This window comes from Ochrobactrum sp. RH2CCR150, assembly GCA_014138095.1.
GTDB lineage: Bacteria > Pseudomonadota > Alphaproteobacteria > Rhizobiales > Rhizobiaceae > Brucella > Brucella gambitense.
This window is the reverse complement of sequence record JACGXE010000018.1, coordinates 1-19,442: the sequence shown is the minus strand read 5'-3', so window position 1 is coordinate 19,442 and position 19,442 is coordinate 1. Positions and strand designations below refer to the sequence as shown.

Here is a 19,442-nt window from a genome sequence, read left to right as displayed (position 1 = left end):
GGATGGTGCGGGCCCCATTGCGCTTTTGGACCTGGATTCGCGCTGTTGAGTTTGTTTTAAGATCAATGATAATTTCACACCTCACCGGGCGAAGACATAGAATCTTGACTGGCAATCTGTAGAAATAAGACCTCGCCTTTGATCAGCATCGTTGATTCATGTTGTTGCTCAACAATCTAGAAAGAGCTGATAGGCTTCAGTTGCGACGGTAGGGCTATTTAGGGCACACGGGAAAACTGCTGCATCTCCCCAAAATGGCCTGTTATCGCATGTCTGCATGCCGATATTATTTGGGACTCATATCTAGAAGACGTCGATAAAATACTGCTTGAGAACCTTGAGAAATATTTCGACCGACTTTGGCCGCATATCGCCATAATGATCTACCGTAATAATATTGGCACCCGGTAACTTTTCTATAATTGGAATTCTTAGCGTTTGGGCTTCGATCGAAAGCGGTTCGCGCGGCCAAAGATTAAGAACTGCAACGCCAAATCCGGCTGAAACCGCCCGGATGATAGTATCATAGTTCTGACTTTTAAATACAAAGTTTGGGCGCTTTTTTGCAAAATCAAACATCATCATATTATAAGTCACTGTTATTGGCATGTTGAGCAGCATCACCGGATAATTCACTATTTCATCAATACTGATCGATTGTTTACGCGCTAGTGGATGTGTGATTGGTACAATCGCGTGCGGAGTTGAGCGGCCAATTTGCTCGATGGTTCCATTGAAATCCGGTCCCAGATCATAGACCAGAATAATATCGACTTCGCCCTTATCGAGCATCCGCTTAAGGCTTGGCTGGTCAGCTTCGAAGAGCTCGATGGAGATGTCTGTCAGTTCCGCTCGCAAGCGCGTTAGAACATCCACTATGAGGATCGAGCTGAAGGGCTGGTACAATCCAAGCCGGAGCTCTCCCCGGGTTAGACTTTCAGATTGAACTTCACGGTTGAACTCGCTTTCTGCACTGAGCAAGCGTTGTGCCGCGGCGATGAACTTGTCGCCCGCCGGCGTGACAATGACACCTCGGCCTTTCTGCCGCGAAAAAATCTGAAATCCGAATTCTTCTTCTGCGGCATCGACAGCTGCCAGCACCGATGATTGTGAAATGTTCATTTTCTGCGCAGCCTTTGCAAAGCTGCCAAGTTCACGTACGGCGCAAATATAAGATAATTGCTTCAGTGTCTGCGACATAGGATACCTAAAAAATGTAATTACTCACTCAAATAAATGTATTTTACAATTATTTACAAGTGATCAAAACTGAGGCTCAGCCTGATCGGCGAGTGTGTTGAATCCGCTCTCTTCCTGTAATCCCTGAACAAAGTACCGAGCCAAATGGACAGTGCAAATATCTCCGTTCCAGATAGCGTTCGTCGTCTCGACATTGATCCCTACGACGATTCTACGCTGGAAAATCCATTCCACATGCATGAGACCGTCCGCACAGCCGGTTCTGTTGCCTTCATGGCACGCTATGGCGTTTATGTTATGGGGCGTTATGCAGACATTCTCCCGGTTTTGAAGGATTGGCAGCGTTTCTCGTCAACCTCCGGATCAGGTATTGCCGATATTCGCAAGCCCGGCGCCTGGCGCGCTCCAAGCCCGATCGTGGAAGTTGATCCCCCAGACCACACCCGAGTTCGCATGGCTTTGCAACGCGTCTTGACACCGATGCTTATCCGCGAATGGAAGCAACAGTTTGCTGATTATGCGCAGAAATTGGTCGATGAACTGGTGGATGCAGGTGAAGTCGACGCCGTGAGCGAACTTGCGGAACGTTTTGTGGCTGATGTATTTCCCCAGGCCATTGGATGGGCTGACAGCCCTGGTCGTTCTGAAAAACTATTTTTGCTGGGTCAGTTGAATTTTGATGGGCAGGGTCCGCGTAATGCGCGCTTCAACGCCACGGAAGCAGCAGCCGCTAAGATCATCGATTGGAACAACGCCCAGATGCAGCGTGATGCTCTAATGCCGGGTGGTTTTGGCAAGAAGATTTACGAAGCGGCTGACCGAGGTGAAATCGAGCCGGAAACAGCGCCTCTCCTCATTCGTTCGTTTCTACGCGGCGGTCTTGATACGTCGTCATCAATGATTTCTTCTGCAATCCAACTCTTGGCAGAAGCGCCAGACCAATATGAATTGCTGCGTCAGGATCCGACAAAAATCCGCAATGTGCTTGATGAAGCCATGCGGCTAGAAACGCCGATTCAGACCGTCTGTCGCCTCACCATGGAAGACGTGACATTCGATGATGGGCGGACAGTGCCGAAAGACAATAAGATTATCATTCTTCTCGCCTCTGCCAATCGTGATCCCGCTGCTTGGGAACGACCTGACGAAATGGACATTACGCGGAAGACACCCGCCCATCTAGGGCTTGGCGTGGGCGTGCACATGTGTATTGGGCAGATGATCGCGCGCATGGAGGGGGAACTCATCTTGAAGGCCCTGATTGACCGCGTTGCTTCGATCCGGTCGGTGGGGCCAACCCGCCGCCATCTCAATAATAACCTGCGTAGCTTTGCCTCTGTGCCCGTCGAATTGAAGTCATAAGTATCGGAAACTGAAATGCCAAAAGTTATATTTGTGTCGAATGGCAATAGTGAAGTGATCGTTGACGCTAGTGCAGGCAATTCGATCATGACAATTGCAGTGCAAAACGATGTAGCCGGTATAATCGGCGAATGTGGGGGAGCGCTTTCCTGCTGCACATGCCATGTCTATGTCGATGATGAATGGGCACATTATATTCCACCGGCATCGGAATTTGAGCACGAAATGCTCGAAATGACGGCGAGCCCGCGTAATCCGACATCGCGGCTTTCCTGCCAGATCGAGTTGACCGGCGATCTGGACGGCATCCGCATCTTTTTGCCAGATAGCCAGTGCTAAGCCTCCCATGACGGCATGTTCGAGCAAGCAGTCTGGTATTTTGATCGTCGGTGCCGGGCAGGCGGGCACTCAACTAGCGTTTTCGCTACGCGAGGAAGGCTTCTCCGATCCGATTACGCTGATCGGCGACGAAGCCCATTTGCCATATCAGCGTCCACCATTGTCTAAGGGCTACCTACTCGGCAACGTGATCCGCGACAATCTTATACTGCGTCCCGAGCAGCTTTTCCAGAAAGGTGGCATCATTCTAAAACTTGGCTCGCTTGTAAGCGCGATAAATCCGGAATTGGGCACAGTTCGGCTTTCAGATGACACTGAGTTGACAGGAAGCGCAATCGTGCTGGCGACTGGATCGAGCGCGCGCCCAATGTCCTCAATCGCGAAAGCAGAGAATGTCCACTATCTTCGTAATCTTGAGGATGCAGATCGTCTTGCAAGCGGATTAAAGGATGCGCGACATGTGACGATTGTGGGCGGCGGCTTTATAGGGCTTGAATTCGCTGCTGCTGCGCGATGTAAATTTGGCTGCGATGTAACGGTCATCGAGGCGGGGCCGCAAATTCTGGGCCGCATGTCGTCACGCGCGACTGCGAGCCACATTCATCAGCGTCTTACCGAATGGGGTGTCACGATTATTGTCGGAGCGCGAGCAGACTGTGGGGCCATTGATGAGCGTGAAAGGGTCTCGTTGTTGCAACTTGGCGACGGGATGCAAATCGAAACGGATATGGTTCTGATTTGCATTGGTGGCATCGCTAATGGTTCGCTAGTCGGTGCGCCACTCGGCGTTACTGTTGACGGTAGACTTTGTGTGGCACCCGGGCTCTACGCCTTGGGTGATTGTGCTTTGTTTCCAGATGCAGATGGAACACTGCACCGCGTTGAGTCGGTACAAAATGCACTTGACCAGGCGCGGTATTTGGCAAAGCGGTTTACCAACAAGGAAGACAAACCGTTCACCGCATTGAATTGGTTTTGGTCTGATATCGGTGATATGAAATTGCAGATAGCGGGACGCGCCTCAGAGAGGGACGATACGCTAAGTTATCCGCGTGGGGAAAACCGTCAAACGGTGTTTCGCTTCCGCAATGACGAACTGACTGCGGTAGAAACAATCAATTCTCCTGCCGATCACATGCTGGCTAAGCGGCTCTTGGCAGACAATCATGTTGTTCGCAAAGAACAGATCGAAATTACCGATGGTGACTTGAAGCGCTGTGTCGCCTGATGATCGCGGACCGTAAGGGCAGTACAATTGGCATACGTGCCTACAACTCCATTGGAAGGCAGATGAAGCTTTGCCTTTACGGCTGGACTGAGCGTCGTGCGACTGGCACATTCGATGCGGGCGGAGGTCTTTAGGACATACGAGACCTCCGATGAAGCTACCGCTTGGTTTCTATCGCATATAGCGGATGAATTTGGTGTTGCGTGCGATGCGGTCATAGAGCAGACGCGCTGTCGCATTGTGTTCCTGCGTCAACCAATAAACGCTACCTAAACCAAGCTCGTCCGCTTTTGCGTAGACGGCCTCTATCAGCGCACGACCAACACCAGTGCCGCGGGACTCTGGGTCGGCGAAAAGATCCTGTAAATAACAAACATTCTGCGTCATCCAGCATGAACGGTGCGGGATGTAATGAACCAGTCCGACAGCCTTACCGTCGCTCAATGCAATGAAGCCATTGGGTTCGAACTCGCCTTCAACGATGAGGCGGCGGAAAGTTTCCTCGTAGACTTCTTCGGGCACAGCCTTTTCATAAAACTCGAGATACGCACTCCAAAGACGAGCCCATTCTGGCTTGTCGGCAGCTTCAATCGGGCGGATGACGAGATTGGTTGTTGTCATAGTGTTCTCGCAAAAAAATGTAAGTGTAGAGTGGTATTCACGACCTGTTGGAAATGATGTGAGCTGCCGACGTCACGAGCGGTACATGCTTTTGCAAAAAGGCGTCTGGGGTCCAGTCAGACAGTGATGCGGCAATGTGGACCGCTCCTATTGGCGTGTTGCGCTCATCAAAAATAGCACTGGCGATCACGATTTCTCCCTGCAACATCTGTTCGATGCAAAGGGCATAACCAAGTTGCTTGGCTTTTTTGATTTCGGCAATGATTTCTGCGCGATCAATGACCGTGCGCGGCGAATATTTGGTCAGGTTTGAGCGATCCAATATGTCTTCGACCGTCTCATCTGGCAGATGTGCCATGACTACGCGTCCGCCTGACGCGGCAAAAGCCGGAATCCGTCGTCCGGTCAGAGTGGCGAAAAATGTTTCCCGCTTGGATTGGCGACGTAGCGCATAAACTATATCGGTATCCTCAAACAGGCTCAAATCGATACGTTCGCCGGTTTCGTGCTGAAGATCCATAAGAACCGGGCTAGCACGCTGTACGAGCGTCGAATGCCTGAGATACTCAAACGTGAAATGCAGGACTTTCTTGCCGAGCGCATAGGTGCGGTTCGGCCCGCGCTCAAGATAGCCAAGTGCGACAAGCGTATGCGACATACGCTGGATGGTGCTGGCGTCTAGCCCTGTCAGCTCTTTCATCTCTTTATGGGAGAGCCTCCCGCCGTCACTGCTTTTTTCAAAAGCCTCCAGAAGCTCAAAGGCCTTTCCCAGCGATTTCACAAACAGTGTTTCTTCGCGCATTCGCCCACCATGTTTTTGGCTTGACTGCCATTTAAACTCATAATAAGCTTTTTAATATCGCAATACAATATAAAATATTCAATATAAAGAGGCGAACATGGCGATCAGAATAAAGGCAGCAACGGTTGTGCTGTTTTCCGCAGTCATTTCCACCGCGTCGATCTCAGCCGCATGGGCGGAACAGTTGAAGCTTGGCGTTTCACTGCCGTTGTCCGGTTCGGCTTCGCTTGCTGGCACGTCGATCCGCGAAGGAATTGAGTTTGCTGTTAAGCAAGCCAATGCCAAAGGCGGTGTTTTCGGTGAAAATGTTAAGATCTTCGTTGAAGACGACGAAGGTAATCCGACCAAGGGTGTTACCGCTGTTCGTAAGCTGATTGAGCAGGATGGCGTAGTTGGTATTAGCGGTACTTATGTCAGCGCCGTTGCGGCCGCGCAAAATAAAGTTGCTAAAGAATACAAAGTTCCAATGATATCTGCGGGCTCGACCTCATCGGCGGTCACGGATGCCAATGCTGCTGGTGATCCATGGTTCTTCCGCGCTTTTCCAGGTAGCACAACTCAGGCTATGCAGACGGCCAAGGATACATTGGGCAAGCTCAACGCAAAAACCGTTGTCGTATTGTTCGAAAATTCGATCTATGGCAAATCGCTTGCTGATGAATTCAAGGCGAATTACGAAGGTATGGGTGGCAAGATCATTTCGGTTGAAGCCTACAATCCGGGCGAGAAGGACTTCTACTCCGCACTCACCAACGTGCGCGCCCAGGCGCCTGAAGCAATCTATATCGCTGGACTGATGGATTCCGGCGCACAAATCATCAAACAGGCTGGCGAACTTGGCCTCCAGGTTAAGATTGTTGGCTCGGGCTCGATGATGAGCGATAAACTAATTGAACTTGCTGGCCCAGCCTCGGAAGGCTTTGCTGTTTCGTCTATGTTCGAACCGAGCACGCCAAATGTTTATGGTGCAGAATTCGCAAAGGAATTCCGCGCGGCGTACAACAAGGAGCCGGACGTTTACAACGCTATCGGCTTTGACTCCATCGGGCTTCTCATGGAAGCCGCTCGCCGCGTGGGCAAAGCTGATGGTGCCGCTATGCAGCAGCAATTAATGAAGATGGGCGATTATCCACTCGCGCAGGGCCCAGCCGGCACCACTGCAAAATTTGATGACAAGGGCAGCGTTCAATTCACGGTCGGTCTTGCAATTGTGAAGAATGGCAAACGCGAATGGTTGCCCTTCGACTGATGGGCAAGTGGCGGTTCTTCCTGGCAAAGAGCCGCCGTGACCTTTGCCTTCAGGTGTTTCCGGCAAGCGCGTCTATCTTCTTTTCTGCTGGAACCGCTTTGGAGCGTGGATTAGCTCTCGCGAGTTGAGTCGCGCACAAGCTTTTGATCTGATGCGCATCCCCGGCGCTTCGGTCGCGCTTTATTGGATGCAATTTTGCAAGGAACCCACCCTTGATACTCTTCCAGCAATTTTTGGCCAACGGGATCGTGGTCGGGTCGAGCTACGTTCTCGTAGCGATCGGCCTCACGCTCATTTTCGGCATTCTAAAAATTGTAAACTTCGCTCATGGCGAGTTTTACATGCTCGGCGGTTACCTGGCCTATGTCGGCACCCAGTTGCTTGGGCTTGGACCAATATCGTCACTGGCACTCGTCATTATCGCCATGGCGCTGTTTGGATGTTTTGTTGAACGCGTGATCTTTCTGCCGATTGGAAAGAAAGATCCGACGAACGTCATTATCGCCTCGTTTGGTTTGGCGATCTTATTGCAAAATCTTGCGCTGAAGATTGCAGGTCCTGAACCTTTGATGGCCAAGAGCGGACTGCCGCGTGGCGCAATTCAGATCGGCGATGTCTTCCTTACCAGCGAGCGACTGGCAATTGTGGCGCTGGCAATAGTTACAGTGTCAATTCTGCTGGTTGTATTACGCTATACATGGGTTGGGCTTTCTCTGCGTGCGATGTCGGAAAATGCAACTGTGGCCCGTATCAGCGGCATCAATGTGCGCCGTGTTGGCGTGGTTACCTTTGCGATCGGCGCCGCACTTGCCGGTCTGTCAGGTGCACTGATGTCGACCGTGTTTACCGTACAGCCAACTGCTGGAAGTCTAATCGTCATGAAGTCATTCGTGATTGTCGTTATTGCCGGTATGGGCAGCATCGAGGGCGCGATCATTGCAGGTCTGGCACTCGGTATCATTGAATCGCTTGTAACGGGCTATATGGGAAGTGAGTTGCGCGACATTGTCGGCTTCATCTTTGTCATGGTCATTCTAGCTGTGCGCCCGCAAGGTCTCTTCGGCATCAAGACGGATCGGTCCTGACATGCGTCAAATTCTTTTCATCCTACTTGCCGCAGCCCTTTTCGCGTTGTTTCCAAATGCAGTTGGCGGTGGCTACTTCATCAATATTGCCATCGTTGTATGCGTTTATGTGGTGCTGGCTTCGAGCCTCGACATCGTCATGGGCTGGACCGGACTTTACTCGTTCGCACATGCGGCGTTCATGGGGATCGGTGCCTATACTGCCGCAATTATGGAACGTGATCTTGGCACGGGTTTCTGGATCAACCTGCCGCTTGGTATGGTAGTCGCAGGCGTGTTCGGCTTCCTGCTTGGTCTTCCGCTTCTACGCACACAGGGGCACTTCCTTGCCATCATGACCATTGCGTTCCAGACGATTGTCTATCTGGTTATGTCGCAATGGACGGGCTTTACCGGCGGCCAGTATGGCATTGAAGTGCAACCCGTTGCAGGGTTTACCTCGCTTTCATCCTATTTCTACCTGGTGTTGGCCGTTTCCACGGTGCTCCTGGTGGCTAATGCGCTCCTTACACGTTCGCGGTTTGGCGACACGCTGCAGGCGATCCGTGACGATGAAACTCTGGCGCGCACAATCGGGATCAATTCCAAAGTGATGAAACTTGTGGCCTTTGCGATCTCATCAGCTTTCGCGGGCGCTGCTGGTGTGCTCCTGGCCTATCATATTCGTGGCGTGACACCCGACGATTACACTGTAATGGCTTCTGCAACCATCGTTGCAATGGTGGTACTCGGCGGTCGTGGGTGCTTTTGGGGGCCGGTTCTAGGTGCAGTGCTGCTGATCGCGCTGCCGGAACTTCTGTCCAGTCTTGCCGACTACAAGCATATTTTCTATGGCGCGGTTCTCATCCTCGTCACGATGTTTGCGCCCAAGGGCCTGGTTGGCAGCTTTCAACGGAGGGCAAAATAATGGCCCCAATTATTAGAGCTGAGGGTCTGACCAAGGCCTTTCAGGGTATGGTTGCGCTGAATTCCTTTGACTTCGAAGTCAATGAAAGGGAAATTGTTGGCCTGATCGGCCCAAACGGTTCCGGCAAGTCCACGGTGGTCAATCTGTTGAGTGGTGTATTGGCACCGACCAGTGGTCGGGTGCTGATCGACGGCAAGGATTTTTCTGGCGCTGCTCCGCACAAGGTCGCAAAACTCGGCGTTGTTCGTACGTTCCAGATGATACGTCTATTCTCCAGCCTGACAGTGGAAGAGAACATCATCCTGGCGCTGCAGGAACAAGACGGTCCGGGCTATGTGTCTTCATTTATAAACAGCGGCAAAGCAAAAACTTGGCGTGGTGAAGCTGTAGCTAAAGCACATAAAACCCTTTCTTTGTTCGAAATGGAAATGCACGCCAAGAAGCTTGCAACTGATCTGTCGATCGGCCAGCAGCGCATGGTCGAGCTTGCTCGGGGTCTGGCAACCAACCCCCGCATATTTATTCTTGACGAACCGGCTGCGGGTCTTTCGCCGATTAATGTCGATCGACTGATCGAAATGATCCGCCGCATGCGTGATGAGTTTGGGGTTACCATCCTGTTGGTCGAGCATGTTATGCGCGTGGTGCAATCGGTCTGTGACCGCGTCGTGGTTCTCGATTACGGTCAAAAGATAGCAGACGGTAAGCCGGACATCGTGGTGCAGGACCCTAAAGTTATCGAAGCCTATATCGGACTAGGACGGTCTGCCCATGCTTGAGTGCAAAATGGTTGATGCCGGTTACGGTAAAGTTCAGATTCTGTTTGGTCTCGATTTTGTCGTGCCAAAAGGTGGGCTCAGCGCAATTCTCGGCTCCAACGGTACCGGTAAATCTACCGCGCTGAAAACACTGGCCGGTCTTGTCCAGCCAACGAGTGGTGAGATCAGACTCGACGGAAAGCGCATTGATGGCAAGGGTGCTCATGCAATGGCGGAAGCGGGGCTTTGTCTCGTCCCTCAAGGCAAGGAAGTTCTGGCGGGTCTATCCGTGCACGAAAATATCCTGATCGGTGCTTATCATCGGCGAAAAGACAAGGCTGGCATCGCTGAAGATATTGAAATGGTTTATCAGGAATTTCCTCGCCTCAAAACACGTTACAAGGCGGCAGCGGGTCTCCTTTCTGGCGGTGAACGTCAGATGTTGTCGCTTGGGAGGGCCTTGATGGCACGTCCCAGCCTGCTCCTACTCGATGAGCCATCGGCGGCCCTGGCACCGAAGGTAGTGGGTGAAATTTCCGATATTATTCGCAAGCTGCGCGAACGCGGCCTGACCATGCTGCTGGTTGAACAGAACGTGTCGATGGCGTTGGAACTTGCAGATGAAGTGCACATTCTGCGGGAAGGCCGGTTTGCCTATTCTCGCAGGAATGGACCTGACCTCAATGTTGAGGAACTGCGTGAATTCTATCTTGGAAAGGGTAAATCCTGATGCGCTTTGCTGGTAAAATCGTTTTGATAACGGGTGCCGCAGGCGCGCTCGGCTCCGATCTATCTCGTGCTTTTGCACGTGAAGGTGCGGCTCATCTGATCCTTATCGACCGTGACGTAGAAAAACTTCAGATGTTACAAACCGAAATAGGTGGAAAGGCAGAAATCGTTGATTGCAATATTGTGTCGTCCGACGATATGCGCCGCGTCTGGGGGAGCCTCGATCTCACTGATGGTCTCGATGTACTCGTGACCGCTGCCGGAACGCTTGGCAGCGGCACAAATATTCTGGAAATATCACCGGAAGAAGTCGACCAGATGTTGACGCTGAATGTGCGCGGTACGCTACTTGCCGTTCAACTCAGCATAACAGCACTGCGTAAACGTAAAGGCAATGTTGTGACCTATGGCTCGACTGCTGGCCTGACAGGGTCCCGTGCTTTGGGTGTTTACTCTGCATCGAAAGGGGCGGTTGCACTTCTAAGCCGCAGCCTCGCTCTGGCACTGGCCGATGAGGGTATTCGTGTCAATTCGGTTTGCCCTGGATCTATCACTTCACCGATGCTCGAACGTAATTTTGCGTCCGCTGGAGCCGAAGCTGAACAGCGTCGGGAAATGTATAAAGAGCTCCATCCCCTGAAGCGCTTTGGCGAATTGCATGAAGTGAGTGAAGCTGTGCTTTATCTTGCCAGCGACGCCGCGTCGTACACAACAGGCATTTCCCTGCCGGTCGACGGAGGGCGGCTGGCATGACGACGCTATGTAAAACTGCAGTCGTTACCGGTGCCAACAGCGGGATCGGTAAAGCAACGCTCGATCTGCTTCTGCAAAGAAGGTATTCAGTTATTGCGGTGGATCTGAACGTCGATCAACTTGATGGCAGTCGAGCAACCGTTATCGCTGGCGATCTGGCCTCGAATGATACGCCTTCACTTATCGCCAAAGCAGTCAGTGCTTCGGGTTCTCTGGATCTGCTGGTTAATTGCGCCGGCATAGGCGGCTCCCAAAAGCTTATCGATTCAGATGACGAACTGCTCGATCGTATTGTCGGTGTCAATTTGCGTTCAGTGTTGCGACTGACCAGGGAACTGTTACCCTTGCTTCGCCGTCCAGGTGGGGCAATCGTCAATCTCGCGTCGGTCTATGGCGAAGTAGGCCGGATTGGCACCACAGCCTATGCTGTCAGCAAGGCCGGAATTTCACAACTTACTCGTCAGTTGAGCGCCGAGCTTGGATCAGATGGCATCCGTGTCAATGCGGTTGCACCGGGTTGCATCGTAACCGCGATGACGCGCGACAAGATCGAAAATGATGCGGAATACCGCAATGCAATGATTGCGGGTACACCATTGAAACGCGTTGGTGATCCGAGCGAAGTAGCTGAAGTGATTACGTTTCTTGGTTCAGATGGTGCTTCGTTCGTGAATGGTCAGATCATCGCTGTGGACGGAGGATGGTTGTCCTCACGCGGCTCGTTCTAAGAGGTTAGCATTATGGAACATTTTGGCTCAATCAATTGGCCGGACGGTCACCGTGTCGCCGTTATGCTGTCATTTGACTTTGACGCGGAAACACTCTGGCTGTCGCGTGATCCGGAAAACGCAAAGCGTCCAGGAACGTTGTCACAAGGCGTTTACGGTGCCAAGGTTGGCGTGCCGATGATCCTCGAAACGCTGAAAGAAGCAGGCGTTCCGGCCACTTTCTTCGTTCCTGGTTGGACGGCAGAAAAATACATCGACCGTTTGGAAATGATTATCGCCGGGGGACACGAAGTTGGCCATCACGGTTATCTGCACGAATGGGTCGATCCCGACCAACCCGAGCGAGAAGAAGAGGTTTTCGTTAAGGGACTTGAAGCCCTGAAGTCTTCCGTCGGCGTCGTGCCGAAGGGCTATCGGTCGCCTGCATGGGAATCCTCGCCGAACATGATGAATCTGGTTAAACGTTATGGTCTGACCTATGACAGTTCATTCATGGACACGATCAATCCTTATCGCCATAAATTGGCGGATGGTTCGGATGGCCCTATTGAACTTCCTGTTCATTGGAGTCTGGACGATGCGCCATTTGCCCTGTTTTCCATTCGCACGCCACGCACGATTTGCTCTAACGAGCACATACTGCAGATATGGCAGGATGAGTTCCGTGAAATCTATCGCTGGGGTGGTATGTTCAATCTGACCATGCATCCGCAGGTGACAGGTCGCCCATCGCGCATCGCCTTGCTTAGGGAATTCATCCAATGGATGCAGACCTTCCCAGGAGTTTGGTTCGCACGTGGCAATGAAATTGCCGAAGCCTGGGCCCTGACTGAAAAATAGAAATATTAGCATCCGTTTAATTGGACGCCCCGCAGGACCATGCGTCCTGCGGAATGGAGTTGTGATGAATTTTGAAGAATATCGGTCCAAGGACGGCATCGAACTAGCCGAACTCCTGGTGTCGAAAGATGTGAGCCCAGTGGAGCTAATGCGCATCGCCATTGAAGCTGGTGAGCGCTTTGACAGTTTAACGAATATGCTGACCTACCGTGATTATGAAGGCGCATTGGTGCGAGCGGCAGCCCATCAGATTGTCCCAGGCAAGTTCAGTGGTTTGCCATTCCTGTTGAAGGATTCAGGGTTGGCTTCGACTGACCTGTCAACCAGCATTGGTTCCTCACTGTTCGAAGGTGCGAGCTCGCTGGTAGATGCGACCTTGACCGCGCGATTCCGCGCGGCAGGTTTCATCACATTTGCCCGCTCTACGGTGCCGGAACTCTGTATGGCTCCGACCACCGAAGCCCGCCGCAATGGTGGACCAACACGCAATCCTTACGATCTCAGCCGCTCACCGGGCGGTTCGTCCGGTGGTGCGGCCGTCGCTGTTGCGGCAGGTGTTGTGCCTGTCGCACACGGTAGCGACGGCGGCGGTTCGATACGTATACCAGCTTCTTGTTGCGGTATCTTTGGGCTAAAGCCATCGCGCGGGCGCGTGCCGATGGGGCCGTTTCGAGGCGAGGGGTGGGGTGGGCTAGCCTGCGACGGCGTCTTGAGCCGCTCGGTGCGGGATACGGCGCGCTCCCTTGATCTGATCGCCGGTATGGAAACTGGTGCGCCTTACGCAGCACCGCCGGGTGGAAATTACGAAGCAGAACTCAATCAGCCATTTGATCGCCCACTGCGTATTGCGGTCTGGAGTGACCCGTGGGGCATTCCAGTGCAACAGGCTTGCCTCATGGGCCTGGAGCAAACTATTGAAACGCTTGGAGCGCTCGGTCATGAAGTCGTCCGTATTTCTGCTCCAGACTTTGATTACGCGTCGTTTATTGATGCAATTGTAGCTGTCATGTCGGCCAACATCGCGTTCTCGGCTCGTACAAAACTCCTTGCCGATGGGCGCGATCCGCGATCTGACGAGTTCGAACCGGCGATTTTGGATGGCTACCGCATTGGCACACGAATGTCGGCCCCTGATTATGTGGCGGCGATCAACCGCCTTCATGCGACGGGCCGTATGATGGCGGGCATGATCGATGGTTACGACCTTGTTATTACACCGTCGCTTGCAACCGTTCCAGTGAAGCTTGGCACGCTTTCCATGGCAGAGCCAGATTTTCGAGCGTTTCGCCACAAGGTTGGGGAGGTTACACCGTTCATGGCGGTGGTTAATGCATCAGGTCAACCTGCGGCTAGTCTCCCGTTATGGCGCCATGATGGCCTGCCAGTCGGCGTCCAGTTGATTGGTCCATTCGGTCGTGAGGACCAGATATTGAAACTATCGGCTCAGTTGGAGAAGACTGCGCTATGGAAGAGCGCTCAATACTGGCCGGGAGACCGATTGGGCGATTAGTCACCTTATAAAGATGATGTTGCAAAGTTGTGCTTTTAGATATCCACCCTGCGAGCAATGCCCATGTTCGGGGGGAATTGAGGGTCATGAATGCCGACTGAACGTTTCCGCTGAATGTAGATCACCTAGAAATTTCATAGCAAGGGATGGTGGTACTGCGTACTTTTCTTGACTGGCAATCAGATGGCACGACCAGCAGCGAGTGGGAACAGTTGTCTGCAAACCGGTTCCTGACGCTCCGCCGCAACTTAGTAGGAGGGGCGGCATGTAGCTTATGATATTAACGAATGCGCAGAAGAGGGTCTTCACCTATAAAGCCGGGTAGAGCCGCTTACTCCCACGCCCGCCCGTGCTCCGATCAGGTGTTAGCTCTCTTGGGCGGGCAAGTGCTCATAAGACGGTTGAGCGTAACGGACCTTGGCTGCTTTAGGCAACGCAAACGCCTCTGAAGTAAAATGGTTGCCTATTCATACCTTCGGGCATAATACACGCATCACCAGAGGTGGAGAACTAAATCTTCTCCGCTGTTTCTGAATTTAACGAACGGCGTTCCGAAGTGATCGTTATATACAGAGCTGGCAGAAAGATAAGAGTTAGAAGAGTAGCTACGAGCAAGCCGCCCATTATCGCGAATGCCATCGGTCCCCAGAAAACAGTGGGGGCGATCGGAATCATTCCCAATACCGTAGAAATGGCCGTCAGCATTATCGGTGTAAAGCGAGCAGAAGATGCGTCTAGCACGGCCTCATTTATACCCTTGCCCGCTTCTCGTTCAGCTTCAATTTGACCAATTAGAATGACTGCGTTCTTAATGATCATACCGACAAGGGCGAGCACCCCGAGTATAGCCACGAAACCCAATGGCCGGTTTGATATTAGCAGAGCGAGCACGACTCCGATTAGACCTAAGGGCGCGACGCTGACTACTATTAATGTCAACGAGAACCGCCGCAGCTGGAACATAAGTACGGCAAGCATGATCAGTAGCATCACCGGTACGACTGCCATAACGGATGCCAGAGATGCCGCACTTTCTTCAACTGTTCCGCCCGTTTCGATCCGGTAGTCCGTCGGTAATGTATCGGAAAGTTCTTTGACGCTTGGAGCGAGTTGTTGCACGACCGTTTCAGGCAATGTTCCGCTGACGATATCTGATTGTACCGTCAAATTGGGCGTTCTGTCTCGTCGCCATACCATGGGATATGTTTGATCGAAATCGAAGGTGGCAAACTGGCTGAGAGGTACTGTTCTCCCCCCGTTGATGGGAATTGGGACCGTGCGCAGAGTGTCGAGCGAGACACGCTGTTCGTCTGTAGCGCGCAGTGTCACGTTCACTAAATATATGTCGTCACGAACCTGTGTAACGGGCACTCCAGTTAAAATAGTGTTCAGTACACGTCCGATTGCTTCGCTGGAAAGCCCTAACAAGCGTGCCTTATCCTGATCAACACGGACTCGAACTTCGCGCGAAGGTTCAATCCATTCATAATTCACCGTTTTTGTCAGGGGACTTTTCGCGATGACCGCAGCGAGCTTATATGCGATATCACGGACCTGTCCCAGATCTGGGCCAAGTACACGATATTGTATGGGCCACCCGACAGGTGGGCCCAATTCGAGTGGAGAAACCCGCGTCACCACATTTGGAAATTCCTTTTCAAACAGCGAAGCAAGTTTTTGCTGTATGCGTAAACGGGCGTCGACATCCTTAGCAACCACGACGGCTTGTCCAAAAAAATCATTTGGCAGTTTTGCGTCAAGTGGAAGATAGAAACGAATTGCCCCGCGGCCAACATAACCGCTCCATCTTTCAACATCGATGTCTGGGCGCAGTGCGTCGTCTAATCGCTGCATTACACGCTCGGTGGCATAGATGGAGGAGTTTTGGGGGAGCTCAAGGTCAACCAGAAGTTCCGGGCGATCTGACGCAGGAAAGAATTGCCGTGGAATCATGGGCAGGAGAAAAATCGAGATAGCAAACAAAACGAGAGTAACCGCAATAGTCAGCCATCGAGCTTTTAACGCAGCAGAGAGGAAGCTGCGATAAATGCGCATAACGCGGCCTGGACTGTCCGTCGTTTTCTTTGCTGGTTTCAATACATAGATTCCAAGCAGAGGGGCAAAAATAACAGCGACGAACCACGAAACGAGAAGCGCTATGCTTACGACGGCGAACAGCGAAAAAGTATACTCGCCAGCTGAACTTGCGGCAAAACCGACCGGCACGAAACCTGCGATGGTGACAAATGTGCCGGCGAGCATAGCAAAAGCATAGGTTTTGAAAGCGTATACTGCCGCTACTTCCTTTGGTTCCCCTAGGGCAAGCCTTCCCAGTGTGGCATCCGTTGTGGTCATTGCATCGTCAACCATCAGCGCCAGCGCAATGATCAGAGCGCCCAGTGAGATGCGTTGCATATCAATGCCAACCAACCACATAATTGAGAATACGGCAGCGAGGGTGAGTGGGATGGTGAATGCAACCATCAGGCCAGCGCGTATACCCAATGCAACAAAACTCACGACGAGAATAATTGCGATAGCCTGCCAAAGAGATTCCATGAATTCCGAGATCGCACCGCGTACGGTAACAGCCTGGTCCGCGACGAGATGGGGTTCAATGCCGAGCGGCAGATCACCTCTGATCTCGTACATAGCTTCGTCTATGTTGCGGCCAAGACGAAGTATATCGCCTCCTTCGCGCATCGAAATAGCTAATCCGATTCCCGGTTGACCATTAACTCTGAACAACGGTGCTGGAGGGTCCGAATAGCCGCGGCGCACTGTTGCGATATCAGCAAGTCGGACCATTCTGCCGTTTACGGCGAAATTAATGTTTGCAATGTCCTGCTCGGTCTTAAATGCTCCGGATACGTCGACAGAGAGATTTTCATAGCCGGTGAGTATTGTCCCGGACGGCTGCACGACATTTTGAGCGCGCAGTGCCGCGATTAGAGCAGACCGATCAATTCCCAGGCTGGCAAGCTCCTGCATTGAGAACTCGACAAAGATCTGCTCATCCTGTTCACCAAGCAGTTCAATCTTGGCGACGTCGGTAACCTTGAGTAGACGGGAGCGTGCTTCTTCGACGTAGTCCCGCAATTGCCGGTGAGTAAACCCGTCAGCGGTAAAGCCATAAATGAGGCCAAATGTGTCGCCGAACTCGTCATTAAAGCCAGGGCCAACAACACCTTGCGGGAGTGTGTGGCGCATGTCGCCAACGCGTTTGCGAACGTTATACCAGGTGTCTTCTACCTCCCTAGCGCTTGCGCTGCCTTCCAGATTCACAAAAATGGTTGTAACGCCTGCGCGAGTAAAACTGCGAATATTATCGAGATGCGGCGTTTCCTGAATTGTCCGTTCCAGTCGCTCGGTCACTTGTTGAAGCGTATCGGTGACGTTCGCTCCGGGCCAACCGGCCTGTACAACCATTGTTTTTATCACAAAAGATGGATCTTCTGCGCGACCGAGACGCGTATAAGCAAAAATCCCGGCTCCCAGCACCACGATCATCAAGAAAATGACTAACTGCCGTTCGCGAACGGCCCATTCAGAAAGATTGAATCGCATCACGACCCCGACGAACCTAGCAGACGGACCTTCTGACCAGGATGTAAAGCTTGAATTCCTGCGGTAACCACGATATCGCCAACGCTTAGACCCGACTGCACGCCGACATTGGTATTACCAAACCGAGCAACTTCAATATTTCGCAGCGCGACAGTTTCGGCTTGGGGATCAACCACCCAAACCGCAGGAGAACTATTTACCGCAGTTAAGGCGCTCGCGGGGATTTCAATTTCAGCGTCGTTCTCGATCTTAACGATCCCGTTAACTGTGGAGCCGAGGCGCATAGCATCGGGGGCATTATCCAACCCCACTCGAACCCGAAAAGTTCGCGTCACAGGGTCAGCCTGCGGGGATACTTCCCTCACACGACCAGAAGTGAATACGTTTGGATCATTGGCGAGGCTAACGGTAATTACTGAATCAGGATCAGCCGCTCGCAAAATTTGTGGGGGTACATCGAATACGCCGTCTCTGCCTCGCTCGCGTGCCAGTCGAACAATCATCTGGCCAGCTTGCACAACTTCCCCAGGTTCTGCACCTCGCGCAGTTACCGTTCCTCCAGCATCAACGATGAGGTTAGAGTAACCTACATTATCTTCAGCTATCTTCACCTGTGCTTCAGCGCGGTCGACTGCCGAACGGGCGTTTTCCAAAGCATTACGGGCTTCATCATGAAACGCACGTGTGGTAAACCCTTGTTGTAATAACCGATCCTGTCGCGAGAAGGCATTTCTCGCAGTAACCAGCTGACTTTCCGCGGCTGAAAGAGCCGCTCTCGCGGATCGCAGAGAATTCTGCGCGCTCTGAGCATCTAACCGCGCAACAATTTGCCCTGCTGCGACTGTATCACCAACATTGACGCTTCGCTCGATCATCCGTCCTGATACACGGAATGCGAGGGATACTTCTTCTTGAGCTTGAATTTCGCCCGTAAAAGTAGAGGTTTGTCCAGGTGCGCCCTTCTGAACAGTTACGACTTGAACAGGGCGTATTTGGGGCGGTCGGGCTTCCGTTTCTTGAGAACATGCGCTTAGCGACGTAATCACGAGAGCAAGTACCAGTGCCCGGTTTATACTGGCGCTTGAACGCTGGCACTTTTCCACTTGGACCGCAAAAATATCCGATCGTGTCATCATTTGCTGAGATGTCCCCTTCCTCCGCACTTCAAGGTCAACTTCCCCTGTAGGACGTACTCAAAAAGCGATTACATAAAAGTAACGTAGAAACAGACCAAAGCCTGATGCAAGGCGACAGGACTTCAAGTAATATGGCTTGCAAGCTAAACGCTCGAAAAGCATGCTGTTCAGCTCCGACAGACCAGTATTCGGCGCGCGATTAGCGGCCTCTTTCCACACAACCTCGCATTAATATTCACTAAACTGCTTAACATACAATTTTTCACCCAACCAGCCAATTTTGTCTAATTGGAAGCTATCAATTGCCACTCATGTAAAGAGTGTGGCCGGTGAAACAGTCTGTGCATGAAATTACGTTACCTACGCTTCGACACATTGCTGGGTTTTCAAAAAGCGAGATCTCGTTATTTTACTTTTTGTAATATCGTTGCAGAATGGAACGCGTCTGCAAGGTAATTTCTGGCTCTTCTATCTTGCCTTCGAAACGCAGGAGGTCGTTATGTTCACAAAAATATTGTCTCTTAGCCGATATATAAGAGCCTGTTCCAAAAAGGATTGAGCGATTTCAGTCGGTTATGATTCAATCGGATTGCTTACATTCGATGGAGATCATGATGGCCTGGACTGC

17 protein-coding genes are annotated in these 19,442 nt (G+C 52.0%); 12 read left to right on the top strand and 5 right to left on the bottom strand.

Translation table 11 applies throughout. From position 1 onward, the window contains the following. Positions 1 to 303: 303 nt before the first annotated feature. Complete coding sequence (locus tag FHW03_RS22915) at positions 304 to 1,200, bottom strand: LysR family transcriptional regulator (protein WP_182522748.1); 897 nt, start codon at positions 1,198 to 1,200, stop codon at positions 304 to 306. A 273-nt stretch (positions 1,201 to 1,473) separates the two neighbouring features. On the opposite strand from FHW03_RS22915, the gene FHW03_RS22910 reads away from it, so the two are divergent. From FHW03_RS22910 to FHW03_RS22900, 3 genes are read left to right on the top strand one after another with little or no spacing between them, the layout of a single operon-like run. Further along, positions 1,474 to 2,562, top strand: a complete 1,089-nt coding sequence (locus FHW03_RS22910; protein ID WP_182522747.1) for a cytochrome P450 — start codon at positions 1,474 to 1,476, stop codon at positions 2,560 to 2,562. Between the two features lie 15 nt (positions 2,563 to 2,577). Continuing rightward, the gene (locus FHW03_RS22905) at positions 2,578 to 2,901 is read left to right on the top strand and encodes a 2Fe-2S iron-sulfur cluster-binding protein (RefSeq protein WP_182522746.1); all 324 of its coding nucleotides are present in this window, start codon (positions 2,578 to 2,580) and stop codon (positions 2,899 to 2,901) included. A 40-nt stretch (positions 2,902 to 2,941) separates the two neighbouring features. Further along, positions 2,942 to 4,129: an FAD-dependent oxidoreductase gene (locus FHW03_RS22900; protein ID WP_182522745.1), complete on the top strand. Its 1,188-nt coding sequence runs from the start codon at positions 2,942 to 2,944 to the stop codon at positions 4,127 to 4,129. Positions 4,130 to 4,300: 171 nt separating this feature from the next. Here FHW03_RS22900 and FHW03_RS22895 read toward each other — a convergent pair whose 3' ends face one another. Continuing rightward, on the bottom strand, positions 4,301 to 4,750 hold the full coding sequence (locus FHW03_RS22895) for a GNAT family N-acetyltransferase (RefSeq protein ID WP_182522744.1): 450 nt from the start codon (positions 4,748 to 4,750) through the stop codon (positions 4,301 to 4,303). 37 nt (positions 4,751 to 4,787) lie between these two features. After that, positions 4,788 to 5,552, bottom strand: a complete 765-nt coding sequence (locus FHW03_RS22890; RefSeq protein WP_182522743.1) for an IclR family transcriptional regulator — start codon at positions 5,550 to 5,552, stop codon at positions 4,788 to 4,790. Positions 5,553 to 5,679: 127 nt separating this feature from the next. Between FHW03_RS22890 and FHW03_RS22885 the strand changes: the two genes are divergently transcribed. From FHW03_RS22885 to FHW03_RS22845, 9 genes are all read left to right on the top strand, one after another. Further along, a complete protein-coding gene (locus tag FHW03_RS22885) occupies positions 5,680 to 6,801 on the top strand; it encodes an ABC transporter substrate-binding protein (RefSeq protein WP_210277399.1) in 1,122 nt (373 codons plus the stop codon). Positions 6,802 to 7,013: 212 nt separating this feature from the next. Next, entirely contained in the window at positions 7,014 to 7,886 is an 873-nt protein-coding gene (locus FHW03_RS22880) for a branched-chain amino acid ABC transporter permease (protein ID WP_182522741.1), read from the top strand. A 1-nt stretch (position 7,887) separates the two neighbouring features. Beyond that, positions 7,888 to 8,793: a branched-chain amino acid ABC transporter permease gene (locus FHW03_RS22875; RefSeq protein ID WP_182522740.1), complete on the top strand. Its 906-nt coding sequence runs from the start codon at positions 7,888 to 7,890 to the stop codon at positions 8,791 to 8,793. Next, the gene (locus FHW03_RS22870) at positions 8,793 to 9,572 is read left to right on the top strand and encodes an ABC transporter ATP-binding protein (protein ID WP_210277398.1); all 780 of its coding nucleotides are present in this window, start codon (positions 8,793 to 8,795) and stop codon (positions 9,570 to 9,572) included. The genes FHW03_RS22875 and FHW03_RS22870 overlap by 1 nt, the downstream gene beginning before the upstream one ends. Beyond that, on the top strand, positions 9,565 to 10,281 hold the full coding sequence (locus FHW03_RS22865; protein ID WP_182522739.1) for an ABC transporter ATP-binding protein: 717 nt from the start codon (positions 9,565 to 9,567) through the stop codon (positions 10,279 to 10,281). Before FHW03_RS22870 ends, FHW03_RS22865 begins: the two co-directional genes overlap by 8 nt. Beyond that, a complete protein-coding gene (locus FHW03_RS22860; RefSeq protein ID WP_182522738.1) occupies positions 10,281 to 11,033 on the top strand; it encodes an SDR family oxidoreductase in 753 nt (250 codons plus the stop codon). The genes FHW03_RS22865 and FHW03_RS22860 overlap by 1 nt, the downstream gene beginning before the upstream one ends. Continuing rightward, positions 11,030 to 11,761: an SDR family NAD(P)-dependent oxidoreductase gene (locus FHW03_RS22855; protein ID WP_182522737.1), complete on the top strand. Its 732-nt coding sequence runs from the start codon at positions 11,030 to 11,032 to the stop codon at positions 11,759 to 11,761. Before FHW03_RS22860 ends, FHW03_RS22855 begins: the two co-directional genes overlap by 4 nt. Positions 11,762 to 11,773: 12 nt before the next feature. Beyond that, a complete protein-coding gene (locus FHW03_RS22850) occupies positions 11,774 to 12,601 on the top strand; it encodes a polysaccharide deacetylase (protein WP_210277397.1) in 828 nt (275 codons plus the stop codon). Between the two features lie 64 nt (positions 12,602 to 12,665). Beyond that, on the top strand, positions 12,666 to 14,111 hold the full coding sequence (locus FHW03_RS22845; protein ID WP_182522736.1) for an amidase: 1,446 nt from the start codon (positions 12,666 to 12,668) through the stop codon (positions 14,109 to 14,111). Positions 14,112 to 14,621: 510 nt separating this feature from the next. Here FHW03_RS22845 and FHW03_RS22840 read toward each other — a convergent pair. After that, entirely contained in the window at positions 14,622 to 17,678 is a 3,057-nt protein-coding gene (locus FHW03_RS22840; protein ID WP_182522735.1) for an efflux RND transporter permease subunit, read from the bottom strand. Then, positions 17,678 to 18,814, bottom strand: a complete 1,137-nt coding sequence (locus FHW03_RS22835) for an efflux RND transporter periplasmic adaptor subunit (protein WP_377515516.1) — start codon at positions 18,812 to 18,814, stop codon at positions 17,678 to 17,680. The genes FHW03_RS22840 and FHW03_RS22835 overlap by 1 nt, the downstream gene beginning before the upstream one ends. Positions 18,815 to 19,442 lie beyond the last annotated feature (628 nt).

Coding starts and splice junctions, on each gene's coding strand:
- FHW03_RS22915 (WP_182522748.1), bottom strand. CDS start 1,200: ATGTCGCAGACACTGAAGCAATTATCTTATATTTGCGCCGTACGTGAA.
- FHW03_RS22910 (WP_182522747.1), top strand. CDS start 1,474: ATGGCACGCTATGGCGTTTATGTTATGGGGCGTTATGCAGACATTCTC.
- FHW03_RS22905 (WP_182522746.1), top strand. CDS start 2,578: ATGCCAAAAGTTATATTTGTGTCGAATGGCAATAGTGAAGTGATCGTT.
- FHW03_RS22895 (WP_182522744.1), bottom strand. CDS start 4,750: ATGACAACAACCAATCTCGTCATCCGCCCGATTGAAGCTGCCGACAAG.
- FHW03_RS22890 (WP_182522743.1), bottom strand. CDS start 5,552: ATGCGCGAAGAAACACTGTTTGTGAAATCGCTGGGAAAGGCCTTTGAG.
- FHW03_RS22875 (WP_182522740.1), top strand. CDS start 7,888: ATGCGTCAAATTCTTTTCATCCTACTTGCCGCAGCCCTTTTCGCGTTG.
- FHW03_RS22870 (WP_210277398.1), top strand. CDS start 8,793: ATGGCCCCAATTATTAGAGCTGAGGGTCTGACCAAGGCCTTTCAGGGT.
- FHW03_RS22865 (WP_182522739.1), top strand. CDS start 9,565: ATGCTTGAGTGCAAAATGGTTGATGCCGGTTACGGTAAAGTTCAGATT.
- FHW03_RS22860 (WP_182522738.1), top strand. CDS start 10,281: ATGCGCTTTGCTGGTAAAATCGTTTTGATAACGGGTGCCGCAGGCGCG.
- FHW03_RS22855 (WP_182522737.1), top strand. CDS start 11,030: ATGACGACGCTATGTAAAACTGCAGTCGTTACCGGTGCCAACAGCGGG.
- FHW03_RS22850 (WP_210277397.1), top strand. CDS start 11,774: ATGGAACATTTTGGCTCAATCAATTGGCCGGACGGTCACCGTGTCGCC.
- FHW03_RS22845 (WP_182522736.1), top strand. CDS start 12,666: ATGAATTTTGAAGAATATCGGTCCAAGGACGGCATCGAACTAGCCGAA.
- FHW03_RS22840 (WP_182522735.1), bottom strand. CDS start 17,678: ATGCGATTCAATCTTTCTGAATGGGCCGTTCGCGAACGGCAGTTAGTC.
- FHW03_RS22835 (WP_377515516.1), bottom strand. CDS start 18,814: ATGATGACACGATCGGATATTTTTGCGGTCCAAGTGGAAAAGTGCCAG.